The organism is Corallococcus sp. EGB, from assembly GCF_019968905.1.
GTDB lineage: Bacteria > Myxococcota > Myxococcia > Myxococcales > Myxococcaceae > Corallococcus.
Genome location: NZ_CP079946.1, coordinates 2,852,206 through 2,868,438 on the forward strand (window position 1 = coordinate 2,852,206; position 16,233 = coordinate 2,868,438).

Consider the following 16,233-nt stretch of genomic DNA (forward strand, 5'->3'; position numbering starts at 1 on the left):
GGGGCTCGCGGGGCGCCGGGCTTCGGCGTGGCGGGGCTCATGGCCGGCCCCCACCACCGGAGGCTTCGACGGGAGCCAGCCACGCTCCTTCGAGCACCGGCAGGCCCTGGGCATCCAGCGCCAGGCCCGTCACCTCCGGCGCCGCGCGCACGGCGAGCCCTTGCGCGTACAGCGGGATGAGGGGCACGGACGGGGCGAGCGCCAGGGCCCGGTCGCGGCTTCTCGCATCCCGGGCCGTGGCGTCCGTCAGGGCTCCGATGGGCGGCAGCTCCACGCCGAGCAGGTCCCGGCGTCCGCCTGCCTCCAGCACCACCGCCAGCGCGGGGCCGGGGATGGGCGGCAGCAGGTACGCGCTGAGCATCAGCTCGAAGTCGCCCCTGGCCTGACGGCTTCGCAGCGAGGCGCGCGACTGGGGCTCCAGCGCGACGGTGTAGCCCTGGTCGTGCAGCTTCACCTGGATGCGCTCGGCCACGGCGCGTTGATCCGCCAGCGCGGCGTCGTAGACGAGCGTCACCTTGCGGCTCGCGCCCGCTGGAGGAGCGCTGGGGCGGGGCCTGGACACCTGCGGCATCAGCGCGGGCGGCAGCAGGTTCGCCATGGGCACCGCCGGCCCCTTCACGAACAGCCGCGTGAGGTCCTCGCGGTCGATGGCGCTCTCCACCGCCTGGCGGAAGTCCGCGGGCACCTTGCGTGGCGAGAACGCCAGATAGGTCGCGTACAGCGCTGCGCCCGTGGCGGTGTCGGTGTCGGACGGCATGCCCAGCTCCACCTGCACCTGCCGCGCGGACCACAGCCGCGCGAGGCCCCGCTCATCCGTGGCGGTGAGCGCCAGCCGGTCCAGGTACGGACGGCCTTCGGGCCAGGTGGCTTGCGCTTCCAGCACACCCCGGCCCGCGGCGCTGAACGGGCCCGACGCGGGCGACGGCGGCGTCGCGAGGGCCGGGTGGCACAGCGAGCGCTCCAGGTCGGGCCATGGGAAGGCCAGCGCCAGGTCCAGCGTGGCGCCCGTGGACGTCACCTGACGGCCCTCGCCGCGCAGCGGATACAAGAGCGCCCGGTACGGCGACGGCGCCTCCGTGGACGACAGCCGCGTCCACGTGCGTGCCAGGGCGGTCGCGCTGGCCGCGGAGGGCATCGTGACGCGCAGGGCTTGCGGCACGGGGCGCGACAGGTCGCGCGCCTGTGTCGGGTGCACCGGCCCGCTGGCATCCACGCGGCACACAGGACGGGTCAGCAGGCCCAGCAGCGCGGCCTCCATGGGCGTGTCCGCGAGCGCGGGCTCTCCGATTTCAGGCGGCCCCGAGTGCGCGACCCGCAGCTCGCCACCGTAGCGCGGACGGCTGGCCGCCAGCGCCGGCGCGGAGGACAGCAGAACGAGGCCCATCAGGGAGGAGCGGATCATCACGGAGTCCCGCATGACGTCGGTGGAACGGCCTGCCCGCGCCGGCGGGCCGGGGAGCCGCGTGGCGCGTGTCGCCAGGGACTCGCGACGTCCGCCAGGAGTGAGCCCGGGGTTGCCCGTGCCGCGGCGCCACGAACGCGTCGAGAGGTCCTCGGAGCGCACGGCCTCGTGTTTCTCGGGTGCCTTCCTCACGGTGCACCCTGGCGCAGGAGGAACAGCTCGCTCGAGCCGTCCGGCTTCCACGAGCCCACGATGACCTCGCGGCGCTTGTCGCCATCCAGGTCCGCCGTCACCACGTACAGCGCCCGCCCCGGAGGGAGGGCTCCCTGCCACAGGGGCTCGTGCGCCATCGGCGCGTCCGTCGTCAACGACAGCACCCGCAGCGCGTCCGGAGACGGCTGGAGCTGAGGCGACGTGGTGAGCAGCTCCGGCACACCGTCCCCGTCCAGGTCTCCCAGCGCGCTGCCAGCCCCCAGGCCGGACAGCTTCACGGGCGCGGACGCCGGACGCGCGTAGAGCGACGCCGTGCCGTCCGCGTGAACGAACAACATGCGCGGCGTCGCGAAGCTCGCCGTGCCGAACGGCGCGGGCACCGTGAGGCTCCGCCCGTCCGCCAGCCGCACCTCGGGCGCGAACACCGTCTGGCCCGGCACGAACGCCCCGCGCTCCGCGGTCCCCAGCGGCGCGGCGTCCAGCGTCCCCGACGGGCGCAGCGTCCCCTTCGCCTTGTCCAGCACCAGCACCTCACCCCGCGCGTACCGCGTGCTCCAGGCCGCCAGCCTCGGGGGCCCCGTCAGCACCGCCAGCGCTCCGAAGGCTTCACGCGTCGTCGCCGCGGCCGCCGTGCCCTCCAGCTCCTTCCGCGCGAGCACGCGCCCGTCCGCGCTGAACACCACCACCTCGTGCTCGGTGAGCGCGGCCACTTCATCGCGGCCGTCGCCGTCCAGGTCGCCCGCCGCCAGCGCGCCCAGCGGCGTCTCCAGCTTCGCGAACACCGCGCCCAGCAGTCGCACCGGCCGCCGCTGCTGCGGTCCGGGGCCTTGCGCTCCCGGCGACGGCGCCCCCACCGCGGCGAGCGCCAGCGCCGTGGCATCCGCCTCCACGCCCTCGGCCACGGCGGCGGCGGGCTTCGGAGGACGCGTGGGCGTGCGGCCGGACCAGAAGTTCACCCAGGTGCCCAGCACGTCGCCCCGTGCCGTCAGCTCGCCGCCCTCCACGTCCAGCGTGAGCCGCGCCAGCGTGCGCGCTCCCTGTTCGCGGGCGGCGGATTCGGCGCGCTCGGGGGGGACGTCCAGCACCACCGGCCCCAGGTTCATCGCCGAAAGCCGGGCGGCCAGCAGCGTCCCGAACGCCCGGCGCAGCTCCGGAGAACTTCCGGACAGGCAGAGGGCCACGGGCGCTTCGGCGGGCGCGCCGCGAATGGCGTCCGCCACGGCCAGGGCCAGGCGGGCGGACGCGAGGGGCGCGCCTTCGTCCGACTCCGCGAAGGCGGGCAGGGCGACGACGAGCGCGAGGAACAGCGGCAGGAGCGAGCGACTCACAGCCCCCTTTTGCCACCTTCCTCCAGGAAGTAGTTGTCCGGCGTCACCTGTCCGGGCGGTGGGGCCTCGGCGGTGGGCTGGGTGCCCTCCAGGTAGGGCTCCATCCGGCCCGGAACCGCGTTGCCCGCGAGCAGCCCCGTGGCAGGGTCGATGCGCACCTGGGTGACCCCCGGGGGCACCTCGAAGTCGCGCGCGGGCAGGCCCTCTTCGGCCACGCGCATGAAGTTGAGCCAGATGGGCAGCGCGGCCCGGCCGCCCGTCTCGCTGCTGCCCAGGGGCGTGTTGTCGTCGAAGCCCACCCACGCGCTGGCCACCCAGTCCATCGTGTAGCCGTTGAACCACGTGTCCTTGGACTCGTTGGTGGTGCCCGTCTTGCCCGCGGCCGGACGGTTCAGCTCCCGCACCGCGCGCGCCGAGCCGTCCTCCACCACGCTGCGCATCAGCGACGTGGTGAGGTACGCCACCGCCGGAGGCAGCGTCTCCTCGAAGGCCGGCTGGTGCTCCTCCAGCACCGTGCCCTTCGCGTCGCGCACGCGCAGCAGCGTCAGCGGCTCCGCGTAGCGGCCGTTGGCCTGGAGCGTGGCGTACGCGTTCACGGCCTCCAGCATCGTCACCTCTCCGGTGCCCAGCGCGAGCGTGAGGTTCTCCGGCATCTGGGAGCGGATGCCCGCGCGGCGCGCGAAGTCGATGGCGGTCGCGGGCGTGACGGCCTCGATGAGGCGCACGGACACGGTGTTCTTCGACTTGCTCAGCGCCGTGCGCAGCGTCATGGGGCCCTCGAAGCGCCCGTCGAAGTTCTTGGGCCGCCACGTCTTGCCCGTGTACGGGTCGCGGATGGACTCCGGCGCGTCGTTCACGGTGGAGAGCGGGGTGAAGCGCCCGCTCGCGAGCGCCGCGCCGTAGATGAAGGGCTTGAAGGACGACCCCGGCTGCCGCTTCGCCTGCGTGGCGCGGTTGAACGACGAGCGCTCCGCGTCATAGCCGCCCACCATGGCCACCACGTTGCGGTTGGCCGGGTTGATGACCACGAGCCCGCCCTGCACCAGGGGCACCTGATCCAACGTGGCCTCCACGAAGGCCGGGGCCGGGGGCGCCTTGAGCACGCGCACGAACACCAGCTCCCCGGGCGTGAACACGTCCGTGATGTCCTTGGGGGCCTTCTTGCCCTTCTGCCGCGCCCAGGTGACGGAGTCGAAGGACACCTCCGCGGTGCGGCCCACCAGGTCCACGCGCGCCACGTTGCGCTTGGGGTCCACCTCCAGGACGTAGCCGGTGAGGCGCAGCCCCTCCTCCATCGGCTTGAGGATGACCTGGCCCACGCGCTCGCGCTCCGGCGACCGGGCCTCTTCCTCCTCCGCGTCCGTGTCCGCGGCCAGGGCGGCGGGGCGAGCCTCCTCGGCGCCTTCGGCTTCCGGCGCGGTGGGGGGCCTGGCCGGCGCCGCGGCGACGGGCTGCGCGAGCGGCGCCAGGTCCGCGACATGACCCTGGTCCTTCTGCCGGCGGCCGGCCTCGTCGATGCGCTGGACGATGAGCTCGCGGTAGCGCTTCCACTGGGCCTCGTCCAGCTTGCCAAGCGCGCCCCGGTAGCCCTGGCGGCGGTCCAGCGCCTCCAGGCCGTCGCGCACGGCCTGCTCGGCGGCGGCCTGGAGCTTGGGCACGAGCGCGATGTCCACGCGCAGGCCGCCCTCCATCACCATCTTCTCGCCGTAGCGCTCAATCAGCGTGCGGCGGATCTCCTCCGCGTAGTACGCGCCCGTGCTCACCACCTTGCGCGGCGCGAGCACGATGGGCCTCTCCTTCTCCGCGTCCACCACCGCGCGGGGCACGAAGCCCTGGCCGGCCATCTGCTCCAGCACGTAGCGCTGGCGCGCCTTGGCGCGGGTGATGTTCGTCACCGGGTTGATGCGGTGGGGTTGCTGCACGGTGCCCGCGAGCACGGCGGCCTCGCCCACGGACAGGTCCTTCGCGTGCTTGCCGAAGTAGAAGAGCGCGGCCTCCTCCAGGCCGTAGCGGCGCTGCCCGAAGTACACGCCGTTGATGTAGAGGCTGAGGATCTGATCCTTGGTGAGCGCCTGCTCCAGGCGCGGGGTGAGGATCCACTCGCGGATCTTGCGGGTGAGGCTGCGCTCCGGCGTGAGCAGCATGTTCTTCACCACCTGCTGCGTGAGCGTGGACGCGCCGGACTTGCGGCTGCCGGGGATGAGGTTCTTCACGCCCGCGCGCAGGATGCCGAAGGGGTCCAGGCCCTCGTGCTTGTAGAAGTCCGCGTCCTCCGCGGCGAGGAAGGCGTTGCGCACGTGCGGCGGCAGGTCCTCGATGCGGATGAGCGTGCGGCGCTCCAGCGCGTACTCCGCGCAGATGGAGCCGTCCGCGCACGTCACCTTCGTCACCTGCGGCGGCTGGTAGTGGCGCAGCGACTCCACGGAGGGCAGGTCGCGGCTGAAGTAGACGTACGCGCCCACGCACACGCCAATGACGAGCACCAGCCCCACCACGCCCAGCACCAGGAGCCGCTTCGTCCAACGCCACACCGCGGCGCCGAAGCCGCCCTTCTGGGGCGGAGGGGCTCCGGTCGGGGCCGGGGGGAGGGGCTCGGAGGGAGGAGGCATCGGTCGGGCCGGAGTCATGACGCTCGTGAAGGCGGGGTGAAGGACTGGAGGTTAGACCGGGGGACGGGCCGGGTGAACCGCCCGGACTGTTCCCCCCGGTCCGAGGGGTGTTTCCTGGCCGCCTGCCCTACGGCGTGACGGGCGGGAGCTGCTCCGGCTCGACCGGGGCGGCGGGGTCGGCCCGGGCGACGCGGCCCACCCGCTCCGCGTTGACGCGGGCCTGCACGTAGCGGGGCGACAGCCGGGTGGCGGCGGCGTAGGCGGCGCGGGCCTCCTCCAGCCGGCCCAGGCGCTCGCAGGCGACGCCCAGGTTGTTCTGCACGTAGGCCACGTGCGGCAGGAGGGCGGCGGCCTGGGTGAGGACCTCCACGGCGCGCGCGTTGTCGTTGGCGCGCAGGTAGGCGAAGCCCAGGTTGTTGAGCGCGTGACCGTGTTCGGGGGCCAGGTGCACGGCCTGCTGGAAGCGCAGGATGGCGGACGTCAGCTCGTTGGCGCCCAGGTGCGCGCGGCCGAGCACCTGGTACACCTCCGCCTCCTCCGGGTCGCGCAGGAGCGCCTCCTCGCCCACACGGACGGCATCCGCGAAGCGGCCCTCCGACACCAGGAGCCGGGCCTGCTGCACCAGCGCCCCCGCCTCATGCGGCTCTGCCTGCCCCAGCCGGGCGTACGCGTCGATGGCGAGCTTCGTGTCACCCGCCAGCCGAGCCGTGCGAGCGAGCTGCGCCAGGGCATCCGTGTCGCCCGGGTCGTCGTGAAGCGCGCGGCGCAGCTCCGTCATGGCACCGGAGAGGTCCCCCAGGTCGCGCAGCCCCTGGGCGCGGGCCACGTGGTCCACCCGGCGGGCGTGCGTGTGCGGCAGCGCCAGCGGGTCGGCGGGGGCCGGAGTGCCCGCGGCGGGCTCCAGCGGGGCGGTCTCGTCCATGAGGCGCGGGGCGGTCATCGTCTCGTGGCCCGCGACCTCCAGCGGCAGGGTGGGCGCGGCGGCGACAGGGGCGGACCGGGCGGCGCGGGCCTCCACGGCGTGGACGAACCAGGGCCTGAGCAGGCGGGGCAGGGGGACGTCCTCCCACGCGGCGAGCCCCAGGGCGGCGAGCGCGGCGGGGATGAGGGCCTTGCGAAGCGCGGGCGGCACGGTGAAGCGCCGGAAGGAGGCGGGGCGACGGGACCGGGTGCGCGTCTTCGGGTTCATGGCACTCCCCTCGGGGCTGCTCAGGACAGCGGCGGGAGCCGGAAGCGGCGTCCCGGGGCCGGTAGTGGCGGCCCGAGACCTCCTATTGCGACCGGTGTGCCAACGCCCTCTCCCTGGCGAGGACGGCGGGTGTGTCCCTGGGGCCGCAGGCGCGAGGGGAAAAGCGTGGCAGGGGCGCGGGCCGCGTGCGACGGTCCGTGCTGCATGCGAATCGCGACCTGGAACGTGAACTCGGTGAGGGCCCGGCAGCAGCGGTTGATCAACTGGCTGAAGGGCAACCAGCCAGACGTGCTGTGCCTGCAGGAGCTCAAGTGCACCGACGCGGACTTCCCCTTCGACGCGGTGAATGAGGCGGGCTACTTCGCCGCGGTGCACGGGCAGAAGACGTACAACGGCGTGGCCATCCTGGCGAAGACGGAGCCCACGGACGTGGTGCGCGGCCTGTCGGACGGGGTGGATGACACGCACGCGCGCTTCATCTCCGCGACGGTGAATGGCATCCGCGTGGTGAGCGCGTACGCGCCCAACGGGCAGCAGGTGGACTCGCCCGCGTATGTCTACAAGCTGGAGTGGTACCGGCGGCTGCGCAACTACCTGGACACGCGCCACAAGCCGGACGACCTGCTGGTGATGGGCGGGGACTGGAACATCGCGCCGGAGCCCATCGACGTGTACGACGTGGCGCAGTGGGAGGGGCAGACGCTCTTCACGTTGCGCGAGCGGGACGCGCTCCAGCAGGTGTGCGCGTTCGGGCTGACGGATGCGTTCCGCAAGCTGTACCCGGACGTGCAGAAGTTCTCCTGGTGGGACTACCGGATGCTGATGTTCCCCAAGAACAAGGGCGTGCGCATCGACCACCTGTTCCTCACGGCGCCGCTGGTGGAGCGGCTGACGGCGTGTGACGTGGACCGCGAGGAGCGCAAGGGACAGCAGCCGTCGGACCACGCACCCGTGTGGCTGGAGTTGAAGGACTGAGTAGAGTCGCAAGGCATGTCCGTCCTCCGACTCGAAGGCACGACGTGCGACCAGCCGTTCGCGCCGGGCCAGGTGTGGAACCTGTGCACGGCGTGTCAGGCGCCGTTGTTCCCTTGGGGGAGGGCTTCACGCCGCTGTTGCCCACGCCCCGGCTGGGGGCACGGCTGGGGTTGAGGCACGTCCTGGTGAAGGACGAGAGCGGCGACCCGACCGGCTCCTTCAAGGCGCGGGGCCTGTCCGCCGCGGTGTCCATGGCGAAGGTGTTGGGCGCGAAGGCGGTGTGTCTGCCATCCGCGGGCAGCGCGCTGGCGGCGTACGCGGCGTGGGGCGGACTGGAGGCGCACGTCTTCGTGCCGAAGGACATCGCGTCGCTGTTCCTGATGGAGACGCGGGCCTACGGCGCGCGCGTGGAGACGGTGGAGGGGCTCATCCGAGCGCCACGACTCGTCCAGGAAGAACCCCCACGCCACGCCGTCGCGCAGGCCCACGAAGAACGGAATGGACTGGTAGAGCGGATCCGTGTCCGGGTGGTGCGGCACCACGTCCGTGTTCCAGAACGTGAAGTGCATGCCCCGCTTGTCCAGCGGCCCCACCTTCTCGCCGAACCCCAGGTAGCGCTCGCCCTCGGGCGCCCGCAGCGTCAGCCGCGCGCGGTGCCGGAACATCGGATACGCGGCCTGCGTCCCTCCGGACACGTCCACGCAGCGCGCCAGCTCCCGGCCCTGCGAGTCCCGGAAGCGCCACGTCCCCGACTCCGCGTCCACCTCCAGGGACACGCCCTCCGCCGTCACCCGCACGTGGTCGCCGTCGCGCTCCACCGTCAGCGCGTGGCTCCCCTCGGCGATGACGGACCCGGACTGTTTGGCGGGCAGCTCGGGGTGGAGGAAGCCGACCTCCGAGGACACCGGCGCGTGCCGCAGCCGCAGCACTCCGGGCAGCGGACACGACACCTCCAGGACGGCGTGGCGGCCGGACAGACGCAGCCGGGCGGGTTCGACGTGGGCGTCAGCGACGTGCATTCCTCGCAATCTAGGGAGCGCGCGCGGCCCGCACCCGCCTTTCCTTCGGGGCCCGTGCGATGCTGTCCACTGTCATGCCACCTCCACCGGATCCGCTGCCGTTCCCGGACAGCCTCTGCCACCGCTGCGCCGCTCCGCCCCGCTACGTCCAGACGCGGACGTCCACCTTCATCATGTGTCCGCTCCTGCCCCAGAAGTACGCGCCCCAGCCCGTGCGCGCGTGCTCCCTCTTCCGGCCCCGCGAGCCCGACCCGGCATAGCCTCCACCCACTCCAAGGGTGGGCAGGCAGCGGGGCGCGAAAGCCATTCCCCTCCGGCCATCCGTACCTTTGTCACCAGCAAAGGAGCCTGGATGGCCACCCGACGGAAGACCCACACCGCCCCCCGGCGCAAGCACGCCTCCGCCGCGCCCTCGAAGCGAGCCGCGGGCAGGAGCCACGCCTCGGCCAGCGGCGGCCGGTATACGAACCCCGCCCTGCGCGAGCACCTGAAGAAGCGCATCCTGAAGAGCGACAAGGGCGGCCGCGCGGGGCAGTGGAGCGCGCGCAAGGCCCAGCTCCTCGCCAAGGAGTACGAGAAGGCCGGCGGCGGCTACCAGGGCGCTCGCGGCAGTGCGCAGCGCCACCTGACCTCCTGGACGCAGGAGGAGTGGGGCACCCAGGACGGCGGCACCCGCGCCCGGCATGGAAAGACGACCGCGCGCTATCTTCCAAAGGAGGCCTGGGCCCACCTGAGCCCCGGCCAGAAGAAGGCCACGGAGCGGCGCAAGCGCGAGGGCTCACGGGCTGGCCGCCAGTTCGTCGCCAACACGCCCGCCGCACGCCGGGCGAGGAGGCAGGCCACGAAGCGCCCGTCCGCGTCATCCCGCTCCTGAGCGCTCCCGTAAGGACGGCCCGCGCTCGTGGCATAGAGTGCGGACCTCCTCGAGGGCGGCAGGCGCACGCACCCCGGGAGACGCGAGAGGACGTCATGGACTGCGACTGGCTCATCATCGGCTCGGGGTTTGGCGGCAGCGTCAGCGCGTTGCGGCTCGTCGAGAAGGGCTATCGCGTGGTGATGGTGGAGAAGGGCCGGCGCCTGCGGGGACAGGACTTCCCCAAGTCCAACTGGAACCTGAAGCGCTGGCTGTGGATGCCGCAACTCGGGTGGCGCGGCCTCTTCAAGATGACCTTCTTCCGTCACGTCACCGTGCTGTCCGGCGTCGGCGTGGGCGGCGGCTCGCTCGTCTACGCCAACACGCTGCCCATCCCGAAGGACGACTTCTTCGACGCTGCCTCCTGGGGCCACCTGGCGCCGTGGAAGCGGGAGCTCGCGCCGCACTACGCCACCGCGCGCCGCATGCTGGGCGCCACCGTCAACCCGCTCAACACGTACCCCGACCAGGTGCTCAAGGACGTGGGACAGGACCTGGGGCGCCCCGACTTCCAGTCCACCACCGTGGCCATCTACTTCGGTGAGCCCGGCGTCACCGTGAAGGACCCCTACTTCAACGGCGAGGGCCCGGACCGCACCGGCTGCAACGCGTGCGGCGGCTGCATGCTGGGCTGCCGCAACAACGCCAAGAACACGCTCGACAAGAACTACCTCTACTTCGCGGAGAAGCGCGGCCTCACGCTCCACGCGGACACGGAGGTGACGTGGGTGCGTCCGCTGCCGGAGGGCGGCTATGAGGTGACGGCCCGGGAGGGCACCGGCTTCTTCAAGAAGACGCGCCGCTTCACCGCGAAGCACGTCATCTTCGCGGGCGGCGTCCTGGGCACCCTGGACCTCCTGCTCAAGCTCAAGGACGCCCGGGACGGCCTGCCGAACCTCTCCGAGCGCGTGGGCGATGGCGTGCGCACCAACTCCGAGGCGCTCATCGGCATCATCAGTGGCGGGAAGCACAAGGACCGCGACCTGTCCCGGGGCATCGCCATCGGGTCCATCCTCCACACCGACGAGCACTCGCACCTGGAGCCCGTGCGCTACCCCGCGGGCTCCGGCTTCTTCCGCCTGCTCATGGCGCCCCACGTCCCCGGCGCCACCGCATGGTCGCGCATGGCCCGGCTGGTGGGGCTGCTCGCGCGCCGCCCCTTGCGCTTCCTCCAGGCCTGGTTCGTCCCGGACTTCGCGCGCCGCACGATGATCCTCCTGTACATGCGCACCATGGAGGGCCACCTGCGCATGCGCCGGGCCCGCGCGCTCACCACCGGCTTCCGCACGGGCCTCACCACCGGCCTGCAGGCGGGCCCCGCGCCCACCGCGAACATGCCGGAGTCCTTCGACCTGGCGAAGCGCGTGTCCGACAAGCTGGATGGCTACCCCATGACCATGGTCAGCGAGACGCTCATGGGCATCCCCACCACCGCGCACATCCTGGGCGGTGCGTGCATGGGGGATTCGCCCGAGACAGGCGCCATCGACGCGAGACACCGCCTGTATGGCTATGAAGGGTTGTATGTGGTGGATGGCTCAGCCATCTCCGCCAACCCGGGCGTCAATCCCTCACTCACCATCGCCGCGCTCGCCGAGCGCGCCATGACCTTCATCCCCGCCGCCCGTGAGCAGCCCCGCGGCGACACCGACGCCACGCTCGAGCCCTCCTCGCGCGCCCACGCCGCGGTCTCCTGAGACACAAAAGCCCGCGCACGAAGGCATGTGCGCGCATGCCCCCTGTCCCCCCTTGAGACCCGTGGGCGGGGCCCTTTGGCCAGACGTCATCGCGAGCCTTGTACTCCGGTCTCGGAGACGGAGGCTTCGGTGGACGCGGGGATGGCCCGCTTGTCATTGTTGCCTGCGAATGCACGGGAGGCCGCTCCCTGGGGATGTCAGACATTGTCGGGACGCGAACCGGCAGTGTTCAAGCCCGGCCACTCAGGTGCCCTCAGGCAGCATGGTCGGATTCAGGCTGTTTCATGTATTCACAATTTTGCAGTTTGGTCGCTTCCGCCGTCATCCTGGCCGGGTGAAGAGATGGCTTCGTCCATGTCAGCCTTTTCCAGTCATGCTCCGGTGTATGTCTCGCCTGGCCTGGAAGGGCGGGCGGAGGCGCTGCTGGCATTGCAGCTGCGCGAATCGCGCAAGCGGGTGGATGGCTTGTTCACCTGGCTGGTGCTGGGGCAGTGGGCGGCCGCGGTGCTGGTGGCGGTGTTCGTGTCTCCCCATGAGTGGGAGGGCAGGGTGCTGGCGCTGCACCTGCACGTGCGGACGGCGGTGCTGCTGGGCGCGGCGCTGAGCGTCTTCCCGGTGATGCTCACGCGGCTGCACCCGGGGGCGGCGGTGACGCGGCACGTGGTGGCGGTGAGCCAGATGCTCTGGTCCGCGCTGCTCATCCACCTGACGGGCGGCCGCATCGAGACGCACTTCCACATCTTCGGCTCGCTGGCGGTGCTGTCGTTCTACCGGGATCCGAAGGTGCTGCTCACCGCCAGCCTGACCCTGGGGGTGGACCACTGCATGCGGGGCGCGCTGTGGCCGGAGTCCGTCTACGGGCAGCCGCACCCGGAATGGTGGCGCTTGCTGGAGCACGCCTTCTGGGTGGCCGCCATCGACCTGGTGCTCGTCGTCGCCTGTCGGGACGCACTGCGCGACCTGGGGGAGCGGGCCGGGCACCAGGCCCTGGCGGAGGCCGCCATCGAAGCGGAGCTGGCGCTGCGCGCGGGACAGCTGGATGCCGCCGTGCGGGAGGTGCACGCCGTGCGTGACCAGGCGGAGCGGATGGAGCGGCTCGCGTCGCTGGGGCAGCTCACCGCCAGCGTCAGCCACGAGCTGCGCAACCCCCTGGCGGCCGCGCGCACCGCGCACGCGTTCGTCCTGCGCCGGCTGCGCAAGGCGGGCTCGCTGCCCTCCGACCCACGCATCCCGCGCTTCCTGGACATCATCGACCGGGAGCTGCAGGCGTGCTCGGTCATCATCTCCGACCTGCTGGACTACGCGAAGGGGCGGCCTCCGCGCCGCACGCCCTGTCCGCTGCGGCCGCTGGTGGAGGAGGCCATCAGCGTGGTGCCTCGCCGGGACGGCGTGCGCGTGGACAACCTGGTCGCGGACGGGCTGCCGGTGCCGCACCTGGACCGTGAACAGTTCCGCCAGGTGCTCGTCAACCTCATCCAGAACGCGGTGGAGGCCATTCCGGCGGAGCGTTCCGGGACCGTCCGCGTGCACGCCGACGCGCGGGGCGACGGCGCCTGGAGCCTGCGCGTGACGGACGATGGGCCGGGCATCCCCGCGCCGCTCCTGGAGCGCATCTTCGAGCCCATGTTCACCACCAAGGTGCGCGGCACCGGGCTGGGGCTCGCCATCGTGAAGCGCCTGGTGCAGGGCCATGGGGCGCGCATCCAGGCGGAGAGCGATTTGGGTCACGGCTCGCGCTTCACGGTCGTCTTTCCTGACGGGAGCGCCCCGGTGACATGCGCCGCGGTGCCTTCCTGAGGCGGACTTCGGCAGGTTGGCGACACACGTGTGGGGCGTGGGCCCACGTGAAAAACGGAGGCAGGCATGCAGGAACAGGCGAAGCCGTACCCGGAGGCGGGCGCGGTGGAGGCGGACTGGGCGGTGCGTCGGATGGCGGCGACGGATCTGGACACCGCCCGGGGCATGTTCTTCCTGGGGGTGCTGGAGACGGTGCGCGTCGGCGCGGGCGAGGAGGCGGTGGCCGCGTGCCGGGCCGCCACCGAGGATCGCCGCTACGTGGGCTTCTTCAACTACCCGGTGGCCAGCTTCCTCAAGCTGGCGCAGGTGGCGACGCGGATGCTGGCCCCCCGCTGGGGCGGGGGCGACGAAGCGCTGCGCCAGATGGGGATGCAGGCCACGCGCAGCTTCCTGGAGTCCGCGGTGGGGCGCACCTTCCTGCTCCTGTCCGCGGGGGACCCACGCAAGCTGGTGTCGAACCTGCCCTCCGGCTACCAGATGGCGGTGAGCTACGGGGAGCGCACCGTCGACTGGAAGGGAGAGGGGGAAGCGCTGTTCGTCATGAGGCGCGACTTCATGCCGCCGGCGTATCACGAGGGGGTGCTGCGCGAGGTGCTCACCATGGTGGGGACACGCAACCCGCAGGTCCAGGGACGCAAGCTGGGCCTGCTGGACACCGAGTACCACATCACCTGGGAGGTGCCCGTCGTGCTGCCCACGGAAACACCCAAGGAGGCCCGCTGGCGGGTGTTCCAGTAGGGCGCGCGGGGGACCGGGAGTTGGGGCCCGGTCCCCCGTGGCATGCGCTTCAGTCCCGGAGGGCGTGGGAACTTGCGCGCGCGGTGTGGGGGCGCACGATGGTGGGGCTCTCCACCGCACCGGGAGGAGTTTCTTGCGCGTGAGCCGCGATGACAGTCAGGAACGCACGGAGCGCTGGCGCAGGCTCCTGTCGGACACCCGCGTCGGGTCGGGGCCGCGCTCCGCGCAGGCGGACGCGTCCGGGGCGGAGGCCGCGCACCGGCAGCTCGACGAGCGCAACGACTACTCACGCGACTACGACCGCATCGTCTTCTCCAGCGAGTTCCGCTGCCTGCATGACAAGACGCAGGTCTTCCCGCTGTCGACGAGCGACTACACGCGCACGCGCCTCACGCACAGCATCGAGGCGTCCTGCGTGGGCCGCTCGCTGGGCCATCAGGCCGGGCTGGGATTGAAGGCGCAGGGCGTGGAGCTGGACCCGTCGCACCTGGGCACCATCGTGGCGGCGGCGTGCCTGGCGCACGACATCGGCAACCCGCCGTTCGGCCACTCGGGCGAGGCGGCCATCCAGCACTGGGTGGGCCAGCGGCTCTCCCCGCCGGGAGCGGGGAGCAAGAGCCCGTTCACGACGGAGTCCGAGTGGCGCGACCTGCGCGACTTCGAGGGCAACGCGCAGGGCTTCCGCATCCTCAACCGGCTCCAGTCGCGCGAGCGCCGGGGCGGGCTGCGCTACACGGCCGCGACGCTGGGGGCCATGAGCAAGTACCCGCGCCCGTCGGTGCTGCCCGGCTCGCGGCCGAAGGCGAAGGGCGTCGTGTCGGAGAAGAAGTTCGGCTACTTCCAGGACGACGTGGACCTGGCGCTGGAGGCCTGGCGCGCCACGGGCCTGCGCGAGCGCGAGCCCGGCGTGTTCAGCCGCCACCCGCTGGCCTTCCTCGTCGAGGCCGCGGACGACATCTGCTACGCGGTCATCGACCTGGAGGACTCCGCGAAGCTGGGGCTCGTGCCCATGGAGCGCGCGTGCCAGCTGTTGGAGTCCGTCCTTCCGGAGCCGGTGGTCCGCAAGCCGCCCCGGCACCTGGAGACGCGCATGGCCCAGGCGCGGGCGAGGGCCATTGGCAAGCTCATCCCCAGGTGCGTGGAGGCCTTCGTGGCGCACGCGCACGACCTGGAGGCGGGCCGCGTGGAGAAGCCGCTCACGGAGCTCCAGCCGGACGTGCGCGCGCAGCTGGAGGAGATCACCGACTTCACCCGCGAGCACGGCTACTGGAGCGAGCGCGTGCTCCAGATTGAGAGCGCGGGCTTCAAGACGCTGGGCGGCCTGCTGGACATGTTCGCCCTGTCCGTGGTGGCGGAGTCTCCCAACGCGGAGGAGCGGAAGCTGCGGCAGCTTTTGCCGCTGGAGTGCTTCCAACGCCCGGAGTTCGCGGCGGCGGACGAAGAAGCGCCGCGCCCGCCCCGGCGCGACGAGGTCATCCAGCGGCTCACGCCGTACCAGCGGCTGTTGTGCGTGACGGACTACATCACCGGCCTGTCGGACAGCCGCGCGGTGGAGCTGTACCAGCGGCTGTCCGGCATCCAGCTGCCCACGTAGTCCGCGCCCGCGTCCGCTCCCCCACCGGCCGGGCGCCCGGAACGTGCGGTCCCGGCCGCCGGGCGCTACGCTCGTGGCCCATGTGTGGCCGAGTCACCGTCCGGACCTCTCCCGCGCAGCTCGTCGCCGAGCTGGAGCTCGCGGGCGCGCGCGCGACGCTGGAGCGCGAGCGTTTCAACCTCTGTCCCACGCAGCTCCTGCCCGTGGTGCCCAACGACGGCGCGCGGCTCCTGGACGTGTTCCGCTGGGGGCTCATCCCGTCATGGGCGAAGGACGCGTCCATCGGCAACAAGATGATCAACGCGCGCGCGGAGACGGTGGCGGAGAAGCCCAGCTTCCGTGCGGCGCTGAAGCGCAGGCGGTGCCTGGTGGTGGTGGATGGCTGGTATGAGTGGAAGCAGTCCACGAAGCCCAAGACGCCGTACTTCTTCCACCACCGCGAGGGAAGGCCGCTGGCGCTGGCGGGCCTGTGGGAGGAGTGGACGGCGCCAGACACCGGCGAGGTGCTGCGCACCTGCACCATCATCACCACGGGCCCCAACGCGCTGATGGCGCCCATCCACGACCGGATGCCCGTCATCCTGTCCCCGGAAGGCCAGTCCGTGTGGCTGCGCCCGGAGCCCCAGGAGGCGTCCGTCCTGCTGCCGCTGCTCGTCCCCGCGGCGGAAGCACCGCTGGACGTCTACGAAGTGGCGCGCGGGGTGAACTCGCCCGCCAACGACGGGCCCGAGTGCGTGGCCCGCATCGCGGCCTGACTCG

Annotated in this window: 12 protein-coding genes and 2 pseudogenes; 9 read left to right on the top strand and 5 right to left on the bottom strand. The window is 72.3% G+C overall.

From position 1 onward, the window contains the following. Positions 1–37 precede the first annotated feature (37 nt). The 4 genes from KYK13_RS12200 to KYK13_RS12215 form a co-directional block, all read right to left on the bottom strand. Positions 38–1,405: an ABC transporter substrate-binding protein gene (locus tag KYK13_RS12200; RefSeq protein WP_370645413.1), complete on the bottom strand. Its 1,368-nt coding sequence runs from the start codon at positions 1,403–1,405 to the stop codon at positions 38–40. 185 nt (positions 1,406–1,590) lie between these two features. Beyond that, positions 1,591–2,943: a VCBS repeat-containing protein gene (locus tag KYK13_RS12205; RefSeq protein ID WP_223644254.1), complete on the bottom strand. Its 1,353-nt coding sequence runs from the start codon at positions 2,941–2,943 to the stop codon at positions 1,591–1,593. Further along, a complete protein-coding gene (locus KYK13_RS12210; protein WP_223644256.1) occupies positions 2,940–5,552 on the bottom strand; it encodes a penicillin-binding protein 1A in 2,613 nt (870 codons plus the stop codon). Before KYK13_RS12210 ends, KYK13_RS12205 begins: the two co-directional genes overlap by 4 nt. 127 nt (positions 5,553–5,679) lie before the next feature. Beyond that, complete coding sequence (locus tag KYK13_RS12215; protein ID WP_223644258.1) at positions 5,680–6,741, bottom strand: lipopolysaccharide assembly protein LapB; 1,062 nt, start codon at positions 6,739–6,741, stop codon at positions 5,680–5,682. A gap of 204 nt (positions 6,742–6,945) precedes the next feature. Here KYK13_RS12215 and xth point away from each other — a divergent pair, with 204 nt between their 5' ends. Further along, positions 6,946–7,716 (top strand): exodeoxyribonuclease III, encoded by a 771-nt coding sequence (gene xth / locus KYK13_RS12220; RefSeq protein WP_223644260.1) that lies wholly within the window; start codon positions 6,946–6,948, stop codon positions 7,714–7,716. Positions 7,717–7,808: 92 nt separating this feature from the next. Then, positions 7,809–8,090: pseudogene (locus KYK13_RS12225) on the top strand (pyridoxal-phosphate dependent enzyme); the annotation flags it as partial. A gap of 69 nt (positions 8,091–8,159) precedes the next feature. On the opposite strand, the pseudogene KYK13_RS39295 reads toward KYK13_RS12225, so the two are convergent. Next, a pseudogene (locus tag KYK13_RS39295) lies at positions 8,160–8,735 on the bottom strand (alpha-glucosidase); the annotation flags it as partial. 59 nt (positions 8,736–8,794) lie between these two features. Here KYK13_RS39295 and KYK13_RS12235 point away from each other — a divergent pair. The 7 genes from KYK13_RS12235 (at position 8,795) to KYK13_RS12265 (ending at position 16,229) form a co-directional block, all read left to right on the top strand. Beyond that, complete coding sequence (locus KYK13_RS12235; protein WP_223644262.1) at positions 8,795–8,995, top strand: hypothetical protein; 201 nt, start codon at positions 8,795–8,797, stop codon at positions 8,993–8,995. Positions 8,996–9,087: 92 nt separating this feature from the next. Next, positions 9,088–9,609, top strand: a complete 522-nt coding sequence (locus KYK13_RS12240; protein WP_223644265.1) for a hypothetical protein — start codon at positions 9,088–9,090, stop codon at positions 9,607–9,609. A gap of 95 nt (positions 9,610–9,704) precedes the next feature. Continuing rightward, positions 9,705–11,345, top strand: coding sequence for a GMC family oxidoreductase (locus KYK13_RS12245; protein WP_223646595.1), 1,641 nt, complete (start codon positions 9,705–9,707; stop codon positions 11,343–11,345). Positions 11,346–11,699: 354 nt separating this feature from the next. Continuing rightward, positions 11,700–13,142: a sensor histidine kinase gene (locus KYK13_RS12250; protein WP_223644267.1), complete on the top strand. Its 1,443-nt coding sequence runs from the start codon at positions 11,700–11,702 to the stop codon at positions 13,140–13,142. A 66-nt stretch (positions 13,143–13,208) separates the two neighbouring features. Then, positions 13,209–13,880, top strand: a complete 672-nt coding sequence (locus KYK13_RS12255) for a DUF2378 family protein (RefSeq protein WP_223644269.1) — start codon at positions 13,209–13,211, stop codon at positions 13,878–13,880. 139 nt (positions 13,881–14,019) lie between these two features. Continuing rightward, a complete protein-coding gene (gene dgt, locus KYK13_RS12260; RefSeq protein WP_223644271.1) occupies positions 14,020–15,474 on the top strand; it encodes a dGTP triphosphohydrolase in 1,455 nt (484 codons plus the stop codon). A gap of 80 nt (positions 15,475–15,554) precedes the next feature. Next, positions 15,555–16,229, top strand: coding sequence for an SOS response-associated peptidase (locus KYK13_RS12265; RefSeq protein ID WP_223644273.1), 675 nt, complete (start codon positions 15,555–15,557; stop codon positions 16,227–16,229). Positions 16,230–16,233: the final 4 nt, after the last annotated feature.

Bases quoted from the DNA above. Each gene is read 5' to 3' on its own strand.
- KYK13_RS12210 (WP_223644256.1), bottom strand. From the start codon at position 5,552: ATGCCTCCTCCCTCCGAGCCCCTCCCCCCGGCCCCGACCGGAGCCCCT.
- KYK13_RS12215 (WP_223644258.1), bottom strand. From the start codon at position 6,741: ATGAACCCGAAGACGCGCACCCGGTCCCGTCGCCCCGCCTCCTTCCGG.
- xth (WP_223644260.1), top strand. From the start codon at position 6,946: ATGCGAATCGCGACCTGGAACGTGAACTCGGTGAGGGCCCGGCAGCAG.
- KYK13_RS12235 (WP_223644262.1), top strand. From the start codon at position 8,795: ATGCTGTCCACTGTCATGCCACCTCCACCGGATCCGCTGCCGTTCCCG.
- KYK13_RS12240 (WP_223644265.1), top strand. From the start codon at position 9,088: ATGGCCACCCGACGGAAGACCCACACCGCCCCCCGGCGCAAGCACGCC.
- KYK13_RS12245 (WP_223646595.1), top strand. From the start codon at position 9,705: ATGGACTGCGACTGGCTCATCATCGGCTCGGGGTTTGGCGGCAGCGTC.
- KYK13_RS12250 (WP_223644267.1), top strand. From the start codon at position 11,700: ATGTCAGCCTTTTCCAGTCATGCTCCGGTGTATGTCTCGCCTGGCCTG.
- KYK13_RS12255 (WP_223644269.1), top strand. From the start codon at position 13,209: ATGCAGGAACAGGCGAAGCCGTACCCGGAGGCGGGCGCGGTGGAGGCG.
- KYK13_RS12265 (WP_223644273.1), top strand. From the start codon at position 15,555: ATGTGTGGCCGAGTCACCGTCCGGACCTCTCCCGCGCAGCTCGTCGCC.